The sequence below is a fragment of the Chryseolinea sp. H1M3-3 genome (assembly GCF_029360725.1).
Classification (GTDB): domain Bacteria; phylum Bacteroidota; class Bacteroidia; order Cytophagales; family Cyclobacteriaceae; genus Chryseolinea.
Genome location: NZ_JARKMY010000009.1, coordinates 1 through 21,122, shown reverse-complemented (window position 1 = coordinate 21,122; position 21,122 = coordinate 1). Strand labels below are relative to the sequence as shown.

Sequence of the window (21,122 nt, the reverse complement as noted above, 5' to 3'; positions counted from 1 at the left end):
AAAATGACCATTTTTCGTAAGTCCAATTCGACCTGAATTTTGTTCCTTTCGCCGAGGTAAAATCCAATTCCCTGTATAATGGTGAAGTGCGCCCTGGTTACCCTGTATACAGAGCAAACTAACCACTATGAAACGATACAATACTATTTTAATTGGGCTTCTATGCCTGCTCTTTGCTACAGACGCGCTAGCAACGAAGCGAAAAAAGAAAAGTAGTCCTTCGTGTAGTAACGAAAGTTACTCTTCTGAAATCGTAAAACAGACACCAGTTTCTGAAACGTGTGTTGAATACGAGATCAAAGTATCCTATGATGGTGCACGCACCTATGGACTTTCACATTATTCAATTGCAATACCTTGCGGTGAAATAAAAAATGCGACGAATTCTGAAAACTGGAAAATGGTTTTTGGAAAAGATCGCACGACAGGCGTATATGGATTGAAGGTTGATGACATTAGTGGCTTTAATCCAGGTGAGAGTTTCACGATTAAATTTACTTGGTGCTCCAGTGGCACTTGTACAAAAGAATTAGGCATAGTGGCTGCCAAATTCGGACAATGCGTTGACATCGATACATTGCAACAAGAACAGCCGGAACCTCCTCAAAATTGTTCTGCGCTGTTAGCTACAATACAAAAGAAAAATTTAACCTGCCCCACAGGTAATGATGGCGAAATGCAAGTCATCATTCAGGAAGGTCAGGAGCCATACACCTATTCATGGTCAAATGGATCGATGGCTGCCACCGCACAAAATCTTACTGCCGGCAACTATGCTGTAACGATTAAAGATGCTAAAGGCAATACGCTTACATTAACCGATCAGATTACCTCGCCTGCACCTATACTCATTAGCGAGTCGATTATTAATCCTTCATGTTCGGGCGTTGGAAACGGTATGATAGACCTCAACGTTAGTGGTGGGACTGGAAGTTATTCATTTGCATGGAGCAATGGCGCATCTCTTCAAAACCTGACTAGTCTTGTCAGTGGTTTATACACAGTAACGGTTACAGATTCATTGGGCTGTTCAGTACAAAAAACGTTTATGCTGACCAACAGTTCATTGTTAACACTAGGATCATCGTTGCGTCACGCATCATGTTCTAAAACTGATGGCGCCATTGACATCACTCCATTCGGTGGAGTCGCTCCTTATACTTACTTATGGAGTACAGGTGCTACCACTGAAGACCTTCAAAATGCAGGAGCAGGAACTTACACGGTGAAAGCAACTGATGCGTTGGGATGTTCAGTGGAAAGGTCGTATACGCTTCGGGTTAACAATTCAATGTCGGTTACTTTTATAGTGACACCAACAAGCTGCTTAGGCGATAACTCAGGTGCAATTGATTTAAGTGTATCAGGTGGAACTGCGCCTTATACCATTCAGTGGCAAGACGGTCCTACATCAGAAGATCGTTCAGGATTGGTTGCAGGTAACTACAAAGTGACTGTTACCGATGCCGGCGGTTGTTCAGTACAACAAACCATCAGTGTGTTTAAAAAACCATTACAGGTTAGCAGCATCGTTAACCAACCTACATGTTCGGGCGACCTTGGTACCATTACCGTAACCCCTACCGATGGCGTTGCTCCTTACACGTATACATGGTCGAATGGTGACACAGACAATACCATTAGCGGCCTGGTGAATGGCATTTATTCAGTTACGGTTACTGACGCCAGCGGATGTACCCGTACATTATTCTTTGCCATCTTAACACCTACTCCTATTGAGGTGACGAGTGCCGTAAACAATTCACAATGCGGACAAGAAGGTTCTTATGCAATTGATCTTACAGTTATGGGCGGAAAATTCCCTTACACTTACAACTGGTCTACAGGTGCGACAACACAAGATGTTACTGGCCTGAACACAGGTACCTACTCCGTTGACATAAAGGACGGATCAGGTTGTGTGGTTACAAAACAATTTGTTGTTGAACCTGCATCTGTCAGCTGGTCATGTTTGATCACGCCGATTACAACTCCAGTAGTTTGTAAGTCTGCCGGTAATGTGCTTTCAACCGGTGTCGTCGGAGCATCTGCATTCGAGTGGACAGTAGCAAGTACCGATGGTAGCTGGGCTATTACTTCCGGAAGCGGCGATTCTACAGCAGTATTTACTGCAGGTAATGCAGGAAGCACCGCGACGTTTACACTGACGATTACGAAAAACGGATGTACACAAACTTGTTCTTATACCGTATCCGGCGGATGTATAGTTCGGGATAATACCGGTGGTGGTGATCCTTCTTCAAGCGAGCCATGTGTGGTTACACAGCCTCCTCCAGTAGATCCATTACCTGAAGAACCGCAAGAAGAACCTGAACATTCATGCAAGCCGAAGATCCATGTATATCCTAATCCTTTCAAGGACAAGGTTAAGTTTGAGTACAAAGCCTCAGCAAATGATAAGGTTCGCCTCGAGATATACGATGCACGTGGTAAACGTATCGCAGTAGTATACGAAGGACATGTTAGCGCAGGCAAGACTTACTCCTTCGATTGGTCAGCCATCGGTTGTGGAAAAGACAAGTTCTATTACTATCGCCTGACTACCTCGAAGTCGGTAGATCACGGAAAACTGGTTAGAAAGTAAAATAGATTGAATTTTGAAAAGGCCTGCCGGATGCAAATCTGGCAGGCTTTTTTTTGAGTGTATTGAGTCAGCAGTTTACGGGACTAACAAGTGCAATGGAGTTCATCTTTGTCTCGCATGGTATCGTTCAGCTACACATAATGCATCAGATATTAAATCGTTAAAGGTGGACAGCCCTGGTGCCGTAGGCATTAGATATTGGTAGCACGTTATTAACAGTTGAGTCGAAGTGCCGTAGGCATGATATACACACGCACGCGGTAACCTGATTTATCAAATCCTATTGGTCTTGCATTGTTCAGGTACTACACCTACGCCCATGTGCGTGTTTCTCACCAACAAGCGCAGACACTTGGCGTACCACAAACGAGCCTCGCGCTCGCTTCGTTGAAATCCGTCTTCGGTTAACATTTTCTACCTCAATGTCGCGCTCCCCTACGCAGGAAGACTCATATGCACTGCAGTAGATGAATAGTAGTAAAAAACACTTGCAGTAGCGGTGGTTCTGCTGGCATGGAGCAATCCTGAGGACACTCGCCTTCTAACAGCTTTCCTATGGTGCAGACAGTGTGGAGAAAGAGTGGAGCGAGAGTGGAACCAAGCTAAGGTTTCCGATCGGTCTTAATTCTATTGAATGACTAATAATGAATACTTTACAAGATAATAAAAATCAGAATCGGGCTCCCAAAAAGCATTAATATGCTCAAAAGAAAATATAACATGAGAATCGTCATTTTAAAGGCCTGAGCGACAAGCATGGAGACATCGCTTTTTCCGCATGCCGTGATGGGAAGAATTTGAATCATCGCCTTTCAACACTATAGGTACTTGCGACGCAAGTAAAGAATCAATTTGGATATACGATAGTTTGTGCCGCTTTTAAAGATGCCAGTTTGGTTACAGTCAGCACGTTGTCTGAGTACAAGAGGCGGGAATTAACTTTTAGTCGATTTCGGCACTTCGACGCAACCCGTGAGATATGTAACATTGAACTCAATAATTGTAACGAATCTCGTCGTGGAACCGCGACCTTCGCAACCGACGAATAAATCCGTTTATTAAATGAAACATATTATGAAAAAATTTATCATGCTTTTAGTTTTAGGGTCAGCGTTGGTCATAGGCCAAAGTTGCACATCTAAGGTAGAAGAATCCACAAGTGACACGACCGAGGAAGAGAATGAAGCAGCTGAAGGAACTGAAGGGGAAGAAGCAGAAGCAGCTGTTGATGTGTCCAAATCGGACGAAATCGTAGCTAAAAGAGAAAAGATTGCCAAGGCTAGTGTTGAAAAAGAAGCACAAAGAAAACTGGCAATGGAAGAGAAGGCAAAGTCTTCGCCTACATACAAAGATGCTACTGGGAAAACTGTTTATTATAAAGCAGAAATTTCCCCGACATACGTTGGAGGAATGAAGGAATTGAAAAAGTATCTCAGCAAAAATTTGAAATATCCTGAGGAAGCTCGCCAAAATGGTGTTGAAGGAACTGTTTTTGTTGACTTTGTTATTGATGAAAAGGGACAGGTGAGAGAAATCGTTGCATCTGATGTTGTTGGCGAAGTAGTAGATGCTTCTTTTAAAGAGGAGTCTGTGCGTGTAGTGGCAGCGATGCCAGCATGGGAACCTGGTCGTCAACATGGAAAGGCAGTCGACGCTTCATACAGTATTCCAATCACTTTTGAGATAGGAAATTAATTTGATTTATTGACCGATCGGCTGGCGTGTAGAGATGCTAGACCCATAGTTTTCTACGCGCCAACTTCGGACAAATGTTAGCATAATCTTTAACTGCCATATTCAAACGATTCTATCTTTCCATCGCATCCGCGAAGAGGATTTAATTAGGCATCTTGAAATGCTCAATCTCATAAATGATTTTTCAGGCTGGAAGTTTTTTAGGTAAGAAAACCTTCTCTCCCTCTCGGTCAAACCTTTGGTTATTAAACATGCCGGTGGAACCGGATATGTAATTCCAGGCAGATGGTACAGACTTGCAACGCCGCCTGAGGAATATGCGTATAATTTTGCGCAGTTCTACCAATCCCGCCTACCCATGCCATAATATCCACCGATCAATCAGATGTACAAACTCGGTGCCGCTAGGCATCAAATATGGGTAGCACGTTTGGCAAATTGAGCGAAGTGCCGTAGGCATGATATATAAAGTGCCGCGAAAGGTATTAGACGGAAATCGCTCTGTTCCATAGCAGGACCATCAAATTGAAAAATAGATTTAAGTGAGCGCAGATATCTCCCGTGGCTGTCTAGCAAGTAGCTTCTTTTTTGCCCGCAACGGGTATTTTGGCTTTATGATAAGCGATTAATTGCTCAACGCTTTATCAGCCCGCTGCAGAACCAATGCCCATTTCTCAAGAATAATAATGAGATCTTCAATTTTGATAGGTTTACTGGTATAGTCATTCATCCCGGACTGAAGGCACGCTTCTTTGTCACCTTGCATTGCATTAGCAGTCATTGCGACTATAACTGGCTGTGATTGCTTTAAAAGGCGGATTCGCCGTGTTGCTTCTAGCCCATCCATTTCAGGCATTTGAACATCCATGAGAATTATGTCAAATTGTTTTTGTTGGACTGCTTCAACGGCAAGTACTCCATTAGTAGCTTTATCTACTGTATATCCAAGTTTGCTAAGAACCCGTTCAGCAAGTTTAAAGTTTACCGGATTGTCTTCGGCAATAAGAATACGCAGCGGGTATTGGCGCGCGAAATCAACAGAAAGTTTCTTCTTATCATTAGTATCTTCAAAGGTTAACTTCTCCTCTTTGAGCTGCATGAGGATATGTTTGCAAAGTGTGCTCTGCCTTACTGGTTTTGTTAAGACAGATGAAAATAGTTCGGGATGAAATTTACAACGATCATCACCAACCGAACTCAATAAGATAATGGGAATTCTCTTGTTAAAATTTCTGACCGATCTTGCCAACTCCATACCATCCATTTCTGGCATTTGCATGTCCGTCAACAACAGATCAAAATCAGTAGATTGTGACAATATTTCGAGTGCCTGTTTCCCTGAAGTGGCCAACGTTGGTGTTAGCTTCCAGGATTCAAGTTGGCTTTTGAGAATACTGCGGTTTGTAGAATTGTCGTCGATTACTAAAATTCTTTTCCCTTCCAAGGCGGATGTATTGTAATGCACATAGGTTCGGGTTGATTGGTTACTTACTTTCGTTTTCATAGTAAAGGTAAATGTCGTCCCATACCCCACGACGCTCTCCACCAGTATTCTTCCACCCATTAATTCAACAAGTTTCTCGCAGATCACTAATCCTAAACCTGTGCCACCATATTTACGTGTTGTGGAAGAATCCACCTGAGAAAACGCTTTAAATAGCCGATCAACTTTATCTGACGGGATTCCAATCCCTGTGTCTCTCACTTCAATCCCTAAATCAACCTGATCATCTTTGGAATTTAAAAGATGAACACCCACAAAAATTTCCCCGCGCTCGGTGAACTTTATGGAGTTACCTACGAGATTCATCAAAACCTGTCTAAGCCTGAGTGAATCTCCAATGATCTGTGTAGGTACATTGTAATCAATTTGATAAATTAAATCCAATCCGACAGCGGCCGCTTTTCCTGCAAACACATCGAGAACTTCTTCAATGCATGTTCGCAGATCGAAGTCTTTCTCTTCCAGTTCCATTTTGCCGGATTCTATTTTTGAATAGTCCAGTATATCGTTAATGACTCCAAGAAGACTTTCACCGCAGCTCTTAATTGTTTCGGTGTATTCAAATTGCTCTTCACTTAAATTTGTTTCTGAAAGAAGCGACGCCATTCCGATTACGCCATTCATCGGCGTGCGTATTTCGTGACTCATGGTAGCAAGGAATACACTTTTCGCCTGATTGGCTCGTTCAGCTTCAGCTTTTGCTCTCTCAGCCTCCGCCCGTGATCTCTCCGCTTCAATTTGTGCACGCTCCGCCTGCCCTCTTGCCTTTTCAGCTTCCTGTTGTTGCTGCAATATTTCTTCCCGTTGCTTTATCAGGGTGTTATTGGCGGTTTGCAAATATTCAGATTGTGTTAGTAGATCTTCTTTTTGTTGAACGACTTCCTTGGTTCTTTCTTGTACTTGTTGTTCGAGTTCATCTTGTTGTCGTCGGATTGCTTTCATTCTAATACCATAAAATGAAACAGCAGCGCCTGTAACCAATACGAAAAGGCCAGACCTAAACCACCATGTACTCCAATAAGCAGGCGTAACGGTAATTTGTAATCGAATTTCCTGTTTTGACCAGTCGCCGGTACTGTTTAATGTTCGCACGCGAAAAGTATAATGTCCGGCATCTAAGTTTGTGTAGGTTGCACTATGCTTATCCGAAACAGTGTTCCATTCACTTTCGAAGCCTTCCAATTTATAGGAATATAATTTTCGGACTTTGCCATAATCCAGGCAGCTGAAATCGAACGTAACAACGTACTGGTCATACGCTAGCGTCATTTCTTTTGTGTCTGTAATATTTTTCTTTAAAGGTCCATTTTCCGTGGAATCCACCCGAACAGGTTTATTGAAGATGTGGAAGCCTGTCAATACGAGTGGAGACTCGTGGTTGTTGTCTTTTATGCTATCCGGGTGAAACTCATTGAAGCCATTTGCTCCACCAAAGAATAATTTTCCTGTGCGACTTTTCCACGCGCTCTTTTTAAATTCTGTCCCTTGTAAACCATCGTTCACGCTGAAATTTTTAAAACTTTTTATTGATGGATTATATTTGGAAAGACCATTATTCGTACTGATCCAAACGTTTTCCTTGTCGTCGATCAACAAACCAAAAATTGTATTTCCCGGGAGCCCATCGCTTAAAAAATAATTGGTAAAAGTATTCGAAGCTCTGTCAAAATAATTGAGGCCTACTTCGGTACCTATCCATAAATTGCCTTTCCGGTCTTCAATAATACAAAACACGTGATCATTGCTAATGCTATTTGATTTCTCATCGTGCGAGAATTTGGTGAAAGTTTCATCTTTTGCATTAAATAAATTCAAACCGCCGTTTGTTCCTATCCATAATAAATTATTTCTATCCTCATAAAAATAACTTACGGTGTTACTACTTATACTCAAAGGATTAGAACGACTATGTCGGTAATGAATAAAGCGATCTTTTTCTCGGTCGTACCGGTTTACACCACCACCATAAGTGCCCAACCACATATTATTTTTTGAATCCTTAAAAACCGTCCATACATTAGGACTGCTCAGACTGCCAGGATCAGACCGGTCGCTTTTAAAATGCTTGAAAGTATTTTTTTCGGGATTGAAAATCGAAAGTCCATTTCCCCAGGTTCCTAGCCAAAGATTTCCTTCATTATCTTCAGCAATACTTAAAACATAATTACCCGTGATGCTGGGTTTTGAGGGATGATGTTTGAAAGAGGTGAAAGTAGATGTCTTTGGATCAAATTTATTGAGCCCGCCGCCGTCAGTTCCTATCCATAAATTCTCTTTGGAATCTTCCACGATGGACCACACACTGTTGTGGCTCAGGCTTTGTGAAGAAGATGTGTGCCTATAGTGGACAAACTTATTGGCATCATGGTTTACAAAATTTATCCCTCCACTAAAAGTGCCAACCCACATGTTACCTGTTTTGTCTTTATAGAGCGACCAGATCGAATTATTGTTTAAACTTATTTTATCAACATCATCCTGCAAATAATTATCAGATTTTCCGCTCTGCGGATTTAAGATGCTTAAACCACCGTTTTCTGTTCCGATCCAAATGTTTCCGCGATCATCTTCAGCGAGCGAAAGAATAACGTTACCACCTATGCTGCTATAGTCCGCAGGGTCGTTTCTAAAATGGGTGAATGTCTCTTTTTCCTTATCAAATAAATCAAGTCCTTCACGTGTACCAACCCAAAGTCGATTCTTTTTGTCCAATAGAAGTACGGTCCCGCCATCAGCAATCAGCGAGTTATTATCTGTAGGGTCATTCTGAAATGTCCTGAATGAATTTATCTTTGTATTAAAAAAACTTATACCGCCATCGGAAGTACTTATCCAGAGGTTATGCTCATTATCTTCTATGACATCATTGACCGAATTACCGCTCAAGCTGTTTTTATCGCCCGGCTGATTTCGATATACAGAGAAATTTTTAGTGTGTTTGTCGTAGATATATAATCCGTTACCAGCAGTGCCAATCCACAGATTACCTTTGTGATCCTGCAGAATTGAATGCAAGTAGTTTGTGGCATAGATGTCGGGGCTAAGGGGATGATGGACGAACTTCTCTTTTTGCCAATCAAACATATTGAGCCCGCCTCCGAACGTCGTAACCCATATGTTGCCGTCAAAATCCTCGATGATATCTGTGATATAATTGTGGCTCAGGCTATTTTTGTCATCGGGAATATTTTTATACACAGTAAAGTTGTAGCCATCGTATTTGTTCAAGCCATCTCTCGTGCCAAGCCACATAAATCCTCTACTATCTTGAAAGATTCGGGTGATGTTGCTTTGCGATAAACCCTCATCCGTTCCGATATGATCAAATTTTAAGTTATTAGCTTGAGCATGCGCAGCATAACTGATAATTTGGAAAAGAAGTGCAATTAAATAGGAATGCGATTTCATGATGTGCCTTACCCCACTAATAGAGCCAATAGCGATTATGTAAAAAATGAATTAGCCCCACTGCTCCACTTCAAAAATCGCTGTTAAAACCGACGTTTCTATTAGGGCAAACCCTGATTTGACAGAATCAGGGAATAGAGAAAAATGTTTATACAACGTCGATTCAGGCGTGGAATATTTAACCCGCACTGTTACTTGATGTCATTAAGCATCAAATATCGGTAGCAAGTCGTTGGAAATTTGAGAAGAATGCCGCAGCATGAAATATAACGGCAACGGAGTCCAAACACTTCATGGGTGCAAAATGAAAAAGCCTCAATTCAAAACGAATCAAGGCTTTTTTCTGCGGACCGGACGGGACTCGAACCCGCGACCTCCTGCGTGACAGGCAGGCATTCTAACCAGCTGAACTACCGGTCCATTCTATTTTTCCCATTGAGCTTCGACTAAGCCCGTAAAAGGGAGTGCAAAGATAGCTTTGCCTTCGTTTTCTCCAAAATTTCGAAGAAAAACTTTCGAATTTAGCGCCATTAATTAAAACCGGAAGTAAAACTCGCCAATGATGTTGGAGCTGTCCCACGTATTTTGACGGTTTCCTGAAAGGCGAAGCACATTGGCCCTCACGTCTTTAAATACCTGCTCAATGGTAAGGCCGGGCTTGCGTATCGACTTAATGAGCTCTTGGGTGTAAAGTCCGTTTCTACCCGTTCCATCCGATGCGACTGACCCAGGGGCTGTAGCAAATGCCATAAACGAGCCACGTGCCCGCTTCATTTCTCCCAGTCCTTGTTCACCTGCTGATCGGGTCAACGCCGGAAATGGGTTATTGCGACAAGCATCGAGGATAACGATATTCATCCTGGAATTGGAGCGTTCCATATTCGCCAGCACCATGCGCTGCACAGCAAAACAGTAGCGGGCGATATCATCTTCGAATTCAATGGTAGCATCGATCGGTACCAGATAATTCTCGTCTTCATGTTGAAGTCCATGGCCAGCAAAGTAAAATAATGCGACAGTTTTGTCGCGGTCGTTTGCATCCACTTTTTCTTTAAACTTCAACATAGCGGCCCGCATTTGTCCGTAGGTAGCATTGGTTAACAATTGCACATCAAAGTTGGATAGCTCGAGTTCTTTTGCAAAATCGGTTGCATCGTTCACTGGGTTTTTCAGCAAACCAATAGATTTAGGATAATTGGAATTACCGATAACCAATGCAAAACGTTTTTCGTCCTTATAAAAGTCAGCGAGCGTATTGGCAACTACCGCGGATGGCGTCGCCGTTGTGCCGGAGGTTGTTATGACCTGCTTTGTAGTTGAACTCTCCGTTTTTGCAACATCAGCTTGGGCAACAACTTCTTCTTTTTTTACAGGGTTTTCAGTTTTGATTGTGTTTTGTTTTGCAGGAACATCAGCTTTGGCAGTACTTTGATTTACCGGTGTATGTTCTTTTTTCGTATCCGCGTTCTTTACCACTCCCCCGTCCCTAGTGGTTTCCGGTGTGGGCGTGTTATTATGTGCTATGCCATGCTTCTCTAACTTATCTAGTTCACGTTTGATGTCATGATTTGCAGGATTCAACGTATGGCCTATCTTCAAATCGTTATAAGCAAGCGCCTGCTCTCCTAACTTGAGGTGCATGTGTGCGCGCTCCGAAAAGAGTTTTGCTTTTGATTCTTTGTTGTCATTCAATTCTCTTAGGGCATTGGTGTAGGCACCGATAGCTTCCTTGGTGTTACCCATATGGTCATAAGCTTTAGCCATGAACCAATAGATGTTTCCTTTATTTTTATGATCTAATAAAATAGTCTCCTCGAAATCGGGAATTGAATTTTTATAATCGCCGGACTTATAATAAGAAAGTGCACGCAAGTAAAAAACTTCCACATCAAGGGACTTGTCGCGTGTGGGCTTGGTTAGATATTGTGAGAAATTGATGATCGCATCCTGATATTTTCCAGCCGTATAACTATCATGACCTTTCTCATAAAGTTTGAATTGAGCAAAGGACTGAATGCTCAGCAGGGCAAGGAAAAATATTTTAATACAATTTGAAAGCATAACCAACTACACCAATTCTAATTTACGAAACTCAAAAGTTAAAAGATACTCCGAACTGAAGATTTACAGAGGGAAATCCTTTTTTAACCATAGGAAATTCCTCATCAAAATAAGAGTCTACCGTTGGCTCGTACGATCTCGTCGCTACATAAGTGATCGGAAAGGTATATCCAAAGGCCGCCTGCACATAAAACGACACTGCTTTCGCAGGTGAGATTTCAATGCCAGGCCCTATGAAAATTCCGCCCGTGATTTCCGTGTCAGATTTCAATGCATCGTAATCATCAGGTCCCCAGGTACTCGAGGTACCATCAGGATACCATGTATCATCTCCTTGATTGTAGTACAAGATATCATCGTTGGTCTGGGCCGTGTTCTGGTCATCGACATAAGTCTCATAAGCGTAACGCACTGCTGATCCATTCACCTCTTTTCGCATGGCAAGCGTCACAAAAGGCTTTGCAAATCCATACACCGATATTTTTGAGTTATCCCGGATAGGCACAAAATTAAACTTCAAATTTACAGCGAGGGAAAGCAAGCTTAAATCTCCGCCTTCCAGGTTCAGAACATATCCGTAGTCATAATTCAGATTAGGCACGCCAGTAAATGTTGTACGCCAATTATTCGGGTCTCCATAACCAACATAAGCGCCTCCCTCTTCTGTGGTTATCTCAGGATCATATTGGAAATACATATAAGAAATAGAAGGTCCTATAGATAAAACTCTATTGAGTCTTTTCTGAAAACCTGCTTCCACATTAAATCCAACACTATAGTCGCCAATATTTTTACCTAAGGTGAACGATGGACCTAGTCCAATAAAAATCCCTTTGTTTCGATCAATCCTCGATCTCTTTTCAATAACTCCTTCTTCCTGCGCCATCAACGCATAAGCACTTAACAACATGCAGCCAGCCAGACAAATAAATTTTTTCATTCGTATAAGTTTAGTTCATTCAATTTGTGTTGATATGGAATTTAAAAAAGATGGGAAACGGTCACGAATTCTTGCAATGATTCCTGCATGACACCATGATACGTAAATCCGGCACGTAAGGTACAATCGCTTTTGGAATTTTTGAATTAGAATTTTTACTACTGGAGTTTAAAATAGAATTCCCCAATAATATTTGAGCTGTCCCACGTGTACTGCTTATCACCGGAAAGGCGGAGTACATTCATCCGAACATCTTTAAAAACCTGCTCAATGGTGAGATTTGGTTTTCGTAGGGCCTTTAAAAGTTCCTGGGTATAAAGCCCGTTTCTACCCGAACCATCGGAAGCAACCGATCCCGGCGACGTGGCATACGCTATGAAAGATCCGCGCGCGCGTTTCATTTCGCCTAAACCTGATGACACTGACCGCGTCGTCGCGGGGAATGGATTATTTCGACAGGCGTCGAGAATGACGATATTCATCCGTGTGTTAGACCGCTCCATGTTTGCCAATACCATGCGCTGCACCGGAAAACACATCCGCAGGATATCATCTTCAAATTTCACATCCGCATCTATGGGAACCAGGTAATTTTCATCCTGGTATGCAACACCATGGCCGGCATAGTAGAACAATCCAACTGTCTGATCTTTTGGGCCATTCGTTAATTTCTCATGAAACTTCCGCATGGCTTCGCGCAACTGTACATACGTACAATTAGTGACCAGTTGAACTTCGAAATCGGATTTCCGTAACTCTGTTGCTACATCTGTCGCATCGTTCACCGGATTCTTCAGTATGCCAATATCTTTATTGTAGTTGCTATTGCCGATCACCAGCGCATACCTTTTCTCATCCTTATAAGCCGTCGCTAGCGCGGGCACCAAGCCTGTATTAACTTGTTGTACCGCGGTAGACTGATTTTGAGGGGCGCTTGCTGCGGGCGTTTCTTGTTTCTTAGTCTGGCTGGAATTGTTCTTGACAATCACCTGCGTGTTTTTCTTCTCTTCACCCGTGTTTCGTGAAGGGACGTTTGCAGTAGGCTTCACCTTAGACGCATTGACCGTTGTGCCGGCGATCTCTTTGTTCGATGGGTCCAGGCTTTTTGCTAAGGCCAAGTCCTCATCGGCGGCCTGCTTGTCACCATGTTTAGCATGAAAGTTTGCACGATCAGCCAGAATCTGTGCCCTGACTTTTTTATTTTTTTCAGCGTAAGAAAGCGCCTGCTTATAATTCGATTCTGCCTCGCTTTTTTTACCGAGGCCGTCGTAACAACGCGCCTTATACCAATGGATAACGCCCAGATTGTAGTGTTTCAAAAGGATGCTTTGCTCCAGGTCATCCAATGATTTTTGGTACTCATCCTTGTGATAGTAAGATTGGCCGCGATAAAAGTATAAATCCTCATCCAGCTTTTTGTTGTGCGATGGATTTGATAGTATCTGTGAAAACGATTCAATCACAGCCTCATAATCCTTCGCCCTGAATTTTGCAACACCTTGATCAAATTCCTGAAAATCCTGGGCAATACCCAAGGTTGTTATCATCACTAAAACAAAAAGACTAAAAAGTGCAGGTTTCATGGTAGTGTTGAAGTGTTGGCGTTCGATTTATTGAAGTTACTATTATGAAGATTATTTTAAAGGTAGTTATACGGTAAAAATTAATGAATCGTTTCTTTAAAAGAAGTTAGCGCCCCAATGCCCAAAAATGCTATTTTTAGGGTTTCCAATACATGAAAAGAATCCTTTTATACGTTTTCCTGTCACTTTTCCTCCTGCCCTCCTGCAGCAAACGAACCGGCTCAACATCTACGGTGGTCAAACCCAAATACCATCACCGCTGGTACGATCGCAAAAAAGACAAACGAACCAAACGAACAAAATCCCTTCGCGTCCAGAGCTGATTTTCCTGCGTGAATATCGTTTTTGAGCGAAAGGTAAACCTGTGGGGAGTGGTGATCAGGTAATTGGTGAAAAGGTAATCAGGTAGGAAGGTATTCGGTAATCGGGTGAACAGGTAATCGGTAATCATGGTATTCTAGTGAAAATCCGACCACAGTTTGTAATCGGTGGGGGCTTCGTAATATTTGCACCAGGAAGGGTATTACCGGAGGGAATGGCTTATTCGGTTGGATTCCATTGATTTTATACCTTTAACCACCCGATCACCAACCACCTGACTACCGATCACCTGATTACCCGATTACCTGATTACCCGATTACCACCCTAAACCAACCCCCTCATCACCCCATCAACATTTTTTCTAAAAAACATTTTAACCGGACTTAACTGACGCAATCTTGCCGTAACAATGCCGCCCATGAACACCGTTGTAAAAAGATTTGCTATGTCTTGCGTGCTTGTCGTTTTTGTGATTTCTTTTCTGAATATGGCTTCGAGAATAAACTTTTCAAGCATTTGTTCGAGGGAGAGAATTTCAATGGTGGTTACGGAAGGCACATGAGGAAAGAGTAACTTCTTTTCTTCAGCCTTTACCGGAAACGGTTTGGGTGATCGCTTATAGTTAGAGAGGTAGCCCAGCAAGCTTAGCATCAGTCCAGGATAGTTTTCGTATGCTTCGGCCATTTTATCAAATACATAATAGATTCCTTGTAAACCTTCTTTCGGTTTGGTCGCCAATTCCACCGAACGATACAGGCACCAGATGCGGAAATAATAAAGTAAAATATCTTCTTTCTGAGGAAAGTATTTGAACAATGTCACTTTTGAAATTTTAACTTTATCACACAACGCATCGATGTATAAGTCCTCAAACGATTTCTTTCCAATTAATTTAAGGGTATGCTCCAGAACCTGCACTTTTATTCGTGCCGCCTTTTCTTTTCTAAGATTCATCTATCATCAAAGTTTACCGGAATTAATACTTTTATAAACAATTTAAAGAATCCACGTGATGAAGCTATACATTTTTCTTTCATTCCTGATAGTTGCCGGATGCAGTCAACAGACAAGTCGAACAAATACTGTGGGCATACTGGCAGATTCAGCGATGGTAGTTTCAGCGCACCCACTTGCTTCTCACGTCGGAGCAACAATACTTCGAAAGGGCGGTAATGCAGTCGACGCAGCCATTGCTACCCAATTTGCGCTGGCAGTCGTCTATCCTTCGGCAGGCAATATTGGCGGCGGCGGATTTATGGTGTTGCGCCAAAAAGATGGTACAGCCACTACGTTAGATTATCGTGAAAAAGCTCCGGCTGCAGCGTCAGCCATCATGTATCTCGATAGCGCGGGGGAAGTGCTGGAAGATCTGAGTGCGCGAGGCCATTTGGCCAGCGGCGTGCCTGGTACAGTTGCTGGTCTGGCAGAAGCTCATGTAAAATACGGGTCTCTACCGTGGAAAGATCTTGTGCAACCTGCCATCGACATTGCACTTAAAGGTTTCGTGCTGACCGAACGGGAAGCGAAAAGTCTGAACAATCTTCAAGAGGATCTAAAGGAGTTTAATTCTATCGAGCCTACGTTTCTCATAAAAGAATGGAAAGGCGGCGACAGCATCTTCTACACCGACCTTGGCCATACGCTCGAACGTATCCGGGACAACGGGGCCGCTGGATTTTATGAAGGGAAAACTGCGGACGACCTGGTCGCTGAGATGCAACGCGGCAATGGTCTAATCACCCATCAGGATTTAAAAACATACAAAGCTACCTGGCGTGAACCTTTGAGATTCAAGTATAAAGAATACAACGTTATATCTATGGGTCCACCTTCCAGCGGAGGCATAGCCCTGGCCCAGTTGCTGAAATCTGTCGAACCTTATCCGATTGCTAAGTGGGGACACAATTCGGCACCAACCGTACATTTAATGACCGAGGCAGAACGGCGCGCTTATGCTGACCGCTCGGTGTACCTGGGCGATCCTGACTTTTTTGACGTACCCGCTGAAGAGCTACTCTCCCCGATGTACATCGCAGAGCGCATGAAAAACTTTAACCCTGAGCGTGCAACGCCGAGTCACGAAATTAAAGAAGGTTCTATTGCAGATCACGAATCAAAACAAACTACGCACTTATCAGTTGTCGATTCGAAAGGTAATGCCGTAGCAGTAACAACAACGTTGAATGATAGCTACGGTTCCCGGGTAATCGTAGCGGGTTCCGGTTTTTTTCTAAATGACGAGATGGATGACTTCAGTGTAAAACCCGGAGTTCCGAACATGTATGGCGCTATCGGTGGTGAAGCGAATAAAATCGAACCTGGCAAAAGAATGCTCAGTTCCATGACGCCTACCATCCTGGAGAAGAACGGCAAATTATTTATGGTTGTAGGAACACCGGGCGGTACCACCATTATTACTTCCGTCTTTCAGACAATACTTAATGTCATTGAACACAAAATGACTATGCAGGAGGCTGTAGCGGCAAAACGTATCCACAGCCAATGGTTACCAGATTCTATTTTTGCAGAGACTGGCGCACTGTTGGCAGACGACAGCGTTTCGTTATCCAGGTTAGGTCATGCCATTCATTTACGCACCGATGGTATAGGTCGTGTCGATGCGATACTGGTACAACCCAATGGAAAATTGGAAGGCGGCGCTGACCCGCGAGGTGATGATACCGCGGAGGGATTTTAGAAGTGTTGAGGTGTTGAAGTTCCAAAGGTTGAAGACCTCGAGTCGGCAATTTTGAATTTTAGAGCCTGGGCCGGTGCGCACGAAAAAAAGTAAATCGCGAAGCAGGCCGTGATAATACCTATGACAATGAAAAATATCCTTCGCATAATCGTCCCTTTAAATGTCAAGAAAAGATACGATGGGAACAGGCGAAAAGAAATCGTTCTGTCCTGATGATGGCATATACCTTCCAGTCAGCCTTTACCAAACGACAAATGTTGTTGGGGGGTGTGAACAGGAATTTAGACAAGTGAAACAAACCCTTCAGGCGAAGAATTATTCCGCTTCCGAAAACTTCGCGTTATTTGAGGTTGGTTAACTCGTTTACACTTGAAACGGAAATTAGACTGGCTTTTTCGAAATCGAATCCTGCAGCATATATTGTTCTGGGTTGCGCATGTCGTTTTTTATGCCTGGTTGTACGGTTCGTTCGAAGATAAGTATCAGCAATATTTTTTCGAAGAACTCATCTATCTCCCCGGAAAGATGTTGTTCACCTATTTCGTCTTGTATTTTTTACTTCCTAAATTTTTATTAACGGGTAAATACGGAGGTTTCGTCACGTGGCTTATTGTTTCATCCTTTGTTATTGGAATTTTTCAGCGGTATGTCGCAATGACGTTCGATTATCCTATTTATTATCCAATTGCGATAGCCGATCCCTTCTTTTACTTTCCTAAGATTGTAAAAATGTTTGTAGCGATATATCCCGTTACCTTTGTGGCGGTTGCCATCAAGCTGCTAAAATTCTGGTACGCCAATCAACAGGCACAGCAGGTTTTAACACGCGAAAAGCTGGAGGCGGAACTGAAATTTTTAAAGACACAGATCCACCCCCATTTTCTTTTCAACACTTTAAACAATCTGTATGCATTAACTTTAAAGAAGTCGCCGCTTGCACCGGAGATGGTTCTTAAATTATCCGAGCTTATCAACTACATGTTATATGAATGCAACAGCGACGAGGTTCCCCTGGAAAAAGAAATAAAATTCATTCGCAATTACGCGGATATTGAGAAACTTCGATATGGTGATAAACTCGATATTGATATCCGCGTTACAGGAGATGTAAAAGATAGAAAAATTGCCCCGTTGGTGTTATTACCTTTTGTTGAAAATTGCTTCAAGCATGGTGCAAGTGAAGATCTACAACAATCATGGGTAAAAGTGAGTATTGATGTGCAGCCTCATGCAACGATCACTAAAGTAGAAAACAATAAGGCAACTGAAAACGGTATCAGCAGAAAAGAAGGCATTGGTATTCAGAATGTAAAACGACGGCTTGACCTGATATATCCTGATCAACACGAATTAAAAATCATGAATGGTGAGGAAACTTTTCTGGTCATTCTTACAATACAAAATCTACAATAAAATTAATAGACGTATGGGTGTAAGATGTATCATCGTAGATGATGAACCTTTGGCTATAGAGATTCTGGAATCTTATGTTAAAAAAGTTGAGCAGTTACAACTTGTTGGTACTTTTCGAAATGCCGTTGCCGCGTTTACTTTTTTACAACAGCATTCTGTCGATTTAATTTTTTTGGATATTCAGATGCCAAAGCTCTCAGGCATCGATTTTCTAAAAACACTACAACAGCCGCCAAAAGTTATTTTCACCACCGCATTCAGAGATTATGCGGTACAAGGTTTTGAACTGGAAATTGTTGACTACCTCTTGAAGCCAATTCCGTTCGAGCGTTTCTTAAAAGCGGTTGCTAAGGTATTACACCAGCCTGCCAGTCAGGCAACGCCAGCCGCAAAAGAGGTCGCACCCGACAACTATGTCTACTTCAAAGTGGACAAAAAAATGATCAAAACGAAAATGGCAGACGTGCTGTTCATCGAAAGCATCAAAGATTATGTGAAAGTCAAAACGCCTGACAAAGAGATTGTAACGCAACAAAAGATAAGCTACCTCGAAGAAAGTTTGCCGCGCGAACAGTTTCTGCGCATCCACCGTTCCTTTATTGTAAACCTTGAAAAAATCGATGCGTATTCAGCCACCGATGTAGAGATCGGAAAACATAGTATTCCTATTGGGCGGAACTACAAAAATGATGTTATGAAGATATTAGCGAAGAATATTTTTTAGGGCTTCATTCACCAATATTTTTTCTACTCGGTGATTGCCTGATAAATCAAAGCGCGCAACTGCAATTGATCCGGTACAATGGAACTAGGCCGCACTTGTGTGAAATACACGACAACCATTTGTTCAGCTGGATCTACCCAGTAAGTAGAACCATAAGCGCCTCCCCATCTGAATTCGCCTAGAGAACCTGGAGTACCACGTTGGCCTATATCTTGCACAACTTCAAACCCTAATCCAAATCCAAGGCCTCGACCAAAATTTACCAATTTATCCAAGTGATTTACCGTCATCAAGCGAACTGTTGAAGGGGCAAGGATTCTTTTACCATTCAGTTCCCCACCATTCGCTATCATCTGAAGGAAGAGGTAATAATCTTTTGCAGTGGAAAGAAGTCCTGCTCCTCCGGAAAAGCTCTTGCGTGGACCGTTTACATATTCACCCTGCGCATCCATGGTTCCTTTTTCAGGTGCCGGTTTTAAAGGTTGACCCTCTTGCGGTGTATAAACTTTGGTGAGCCTGGATACTTTTTCTTTGGGAAGATAGAATTGGGTATCATTCATACCAAGGGGATCAAAAATCCGCGTTTTAAGGAATTGATCCAACAGCATCCCTGAAGCACGTTCGATTACCACGCCAAGAATGTCTGTAGCATAACCGTATACAAATTGTTCGCCGGGTTGTGCCTCCATCGGCAGCGCGGCCATTCTCTTAATGGTTTCTGCAATGGGCTCATTGCGGTGAGCAAAATACCATCCCTGTATGTCAGCCTTTTTCCACTCTTCCGCAGCTGCTCCACCACCATATCCAACGCCGGCGGTATGCGTCAAAAGATCACGAAGGGTTATTTCGCGTTTGGCTTTTACCACGTCATATCCACCTCCTTCTTTGCGGACAGCAACTGTCGTTTCTTTAAACTCGGGAATAAAACGGCTCACCGGATCCTGGATAAGAAGCTTACCTTCTTCCTGTAGAATCATGATTCCCGCACTGACGATGGCTTTCGACTGAGAAGCTATTCTGAATATCGATCCTAACTCCATCTTGGCATTGGATTCTTTATCCCGAAAACCAAAAGCTTTGTAATATCCCACTTTCCCTTTTCGCGCTACCAGGATTACACTACCTGCCAATTTATTTTCAGTCACATACGCATTGAATTTTTCATCCAGTCTGGCAAGCCGGTCACTGGAGAACCCAAGCTCTTCCGGCTTAGCGCTAGGAAGCTCCTGTGCTATAACGGCGAGGAATGTAAATGAAAGAATAAACGAGGCAAGGAAGAATCTTAGCGAGAAGTGTTTCATGGTTATCAATTTTTAAGCAACCTAATTATAGGAATAGTTGGCTTAAAAACCGATCCGCTGTATAAATATTTTTAGCGTTGAAGTTGGAAGTGTTGAAGTGTTGAGGTTCGAAGTGTTGAAGTTCGGATCGCTCGAGGTGGCTGTTGAAAGTTAATTGGCAAGTGTGCCATGTGCAGCGATGAAGGAGTTATGTGAAGTAGTTTCGACTTAATCTGACAGTTGGGTTAACTTAGAAGTGCAAACTATCAAAAGTTGAACCCTTTAAACTGTCAGAAAAATGAGAACAGAAACGAAGTTAATCAAAACGAAATTAGGTCTTATCAATTTAGCTGAGCATTTAGGTAATGTCAGCCAAGCATGTCGCATGATGGGTTATTCGCGCGACAGTTTTTACAGAATCAAAGAACTTTATGATACCGGTGGAGAGCTCGCTCTAAAGGAAGTGAGTCGTAGAAAAGCTATTCCTAAGAATAGAGTCGAGCCCGAAGTCGAAGAGGCCGTTGTTCAGATTGCCATTGAACAACCCGCACTGGGTCAAGTACGTGTGTCCAATGAACTTCGTAAGCGAGGCGTATTCATTTCTCCATGTGGAGTCCGTTGTGTTTGGCAACGGCACGATATGGAAACATTTCCAAAACGCTTGGCAGCACTAGAAGCAAAAGTGGCTCAGGACGGACTCATCCTTACAGAAGCGCAGATGATTGCTATGGAGCGTAAGAGAGAAAAACGGGAAGCTTTTGGAGAAATTGAAACTGAGCATCCGGGTTATCTTGGAGCTCAAGACACTTACTACGTTGGTAACATCAAAGGCGTTGGACGAATTTATCAACAGACATTCATCGATACCTATTCCAAAGTTGCTTTTGCT

13 protein-coding genes and 1 tRNA gene are annotated in these 21,122 nt (G+C 42.7%); 7 read left to right on the top strand and 7 right to left on the bottom strand.

Annotated elements, in window-relative coordinates; all coding sequences use genetic code 11:
• The first annotated feature begins 127 nt into the window (after nucleotides 1-127).
• Nucleotides 128-2,605: a T9SS type A sorting domain-containing protein gene (locus P2W71_RS14880; RefSeq protein WP_276372061.1), complete on the top strand. Its 2,478-nt coding sequence runs from the start codon at nucleotides 128-130 to the stop codon at nucleotides 2,603-2,605.
• Nucleotides 2,606-3,679: 1,074 nt separating this feature from the next.
• A complete protein-coding gene (locus P2W71_RS14875; protein WP_276372060.1) occupies nucleotides 3,680-4,300 on the top strand; it encodes an energy transducer TonB in 621 nt (206 codons plus the stop codon).
• 625 nt (nucleotides 4,301-4,925) lie between these two features.
• On the opposite strand, the gene P2W71_RS14870 is transcribed toward P2W71_RS14875, so the two are convergent.
• The 6 genes from P2W71_RS14870 to P2W71_RS14845 all read right to left on the bottom strand — a co-directional run bounded on the left by P2W71_RS14870 (nucleotide 4,926) and on the right by P2W71_RS14845 (nucleotide 15,072).
• On the bottom strand, nucleotides 4,926-9,212 hold the full coding sequence (locus tag P2W71_RS14870) for a two-component regulator propeller domain-containing protein (RefSeq protein ID WP_276372059.1): 4,287 nt from the start codon (nucleotides 9,210-9,212) through the stop codon (nucleotides 4,926-4,928).
• Nucleotides 9,213-9,558: 346 nt separating this feature from the next.
• Nucleotides 9,559-9,632, bottom strand: a tRNA-Asp gene (locus P2W71_RS14865).
• 114 nt (nucleotides 9,633-9,746) lie between these two features.
• The gene (locus tag P2W71_RS14860) at nucleotides 9,747-11,273 is read right to left on the bottom strand and encodes a caspase family protein (protein WP_276372058.1); all 1,527 of its coding nucleotides are present in this window, start codon (nucleotides 11,271-11,273) and stop codon (nucleotides 9,747-9,749) included.
• A gap of 31 nt (nucleotides 11,274-11,304) precedes the next feature.
• Nucleotides 11,305-12,213 carry a hypothetical protein gene (locus P2W71_RS14855; RefSeq protein ID WP_276372057.1) on the bottom strand — a complete coding sequence of 303 codons (909 nt, stop codon included), beginning with the start codon at nucleotides 12,211-12,213 and terminating at the stop codon, nucleotides 11,305-11,307.
• A 158-nt stretch (nucleotides 12,214-12,371) separates the two neighbouring features.
• The gene (locus P2W71_RS14850; RefSeq protein ID WP_276372056.1) at nucleotides 12,372-13,796 is read right to left on the bottom strand and encodes a caspase family protein; all 1,425 of its coding nucleotides are present in this window, start codon (nucleotides 13,794-13,796) and stop codon (nucleotides 12,372-12,374) included.
• A 646-nt stretch (nucleotides 13,797-14,442) separates the two neighbouring features.
• The gene (locus tag P2W71_RS14845; RefSeq protein ID WP_276372055.1) at nucleotides 14,443-15,072 is read right to left on the bottom strand and encodes a TetR/AcrR family transcriptional regulator; all 630 of its coding nucleotides are present in this window, start codon (nucleotides 15,070-15,072) and stop codon (nucleotides 14,443-14,445) included.
• 58 nt (nucleotides 15,073-15,130) lie between these two features.
• Here P2W71_RS14845 and ggt point away from each other — a divergent pair, with 58 nt between their 5' ends.
• From ggt to P2W71_RS14825, 4 genes are all read left to right on the top strand, one after another.
• The gene (ggt, locus tag P2W71_RS14840; protein ID WP_276372054.1) at nucleotides 15,131-16,816 is read left to right on the top strand and encodes a gamma-glutamyltransferase; all 1,686 of its coding nucleotides are present in this window, start codon (nucleotides 15,131-15,133) and stop codon (nucleotides 16,814-16,816) included.
• A 160-nt stretch (nucleotides 16,817-16,976) separates the two neighbouring features.
• Nucleotides 16,977-17,174: a hypothetical protein gene (locus P2W71_RS14835; protein WP_276372053.1), complete on the top strand. Its 198-nt coding sequence runs from the start codon at nucleotides 16,977-16,979 to the stop codon at nucleotides 17,172-17,174.
• 11 nt (nucleotides 17,175-17,185) lie between these two features.
• A complete protein-coding gene (locus tag P2W71_RS14830; protein WP_276372052.1) occupies nucleotides 17,186-18,229 on the top strand; it encodes a histidine kinase in 1,044 nt (347 codons plus the stop codon).
• 13 nt (nucleotides 18,230-18,242) lie between these two features.
• Nucleotides 18,243-18,953 carry a LytTR family DNA-binding domain-containing protein gene (locus P2W71_RS14825; RefSeq protein WP_276372051.1) on the top strand — a complete coding sequence of 237 codons (711 nt, stop codon included), beginning with the start codon at nucleotides 18,243-18,245 and terminating at the stop codon, nucleotides 18,951-18,953.
• Between the two features lie 23 nt (nucleotides 18,954-18,976).
• Here P2W71_RS14825 and P2W71_RS14820 read toward each other — a convergent pair whose 3' ends face one another.
• Nucleotides 18,977-20,254: a serine hydrolase domain-containing protein gene (locus tag P2W71_RS14820; protein WP_276372050.1), complete on the bottom strand. Its 1,278-nt coding sequence runs from the start codon at nucleotides 20,252-20,254 to the stop codon at nucleotides 18,977-18,979.
• Nucleotides 20,255-20,531: 277 nt separating this feature from the next.
• On the opposite strand from P2W71_RS14820, the gene P2W71_RS14815 reads away from it, so the two are divergent.
• The coding region (locus tag P2W71_RS14815) for a helix-turn-helix domain-containing protein (protein WP_276372049.1) at nucleotides 20,532-21,122 on the top strand (591 nt) is incomplete at its 3' end.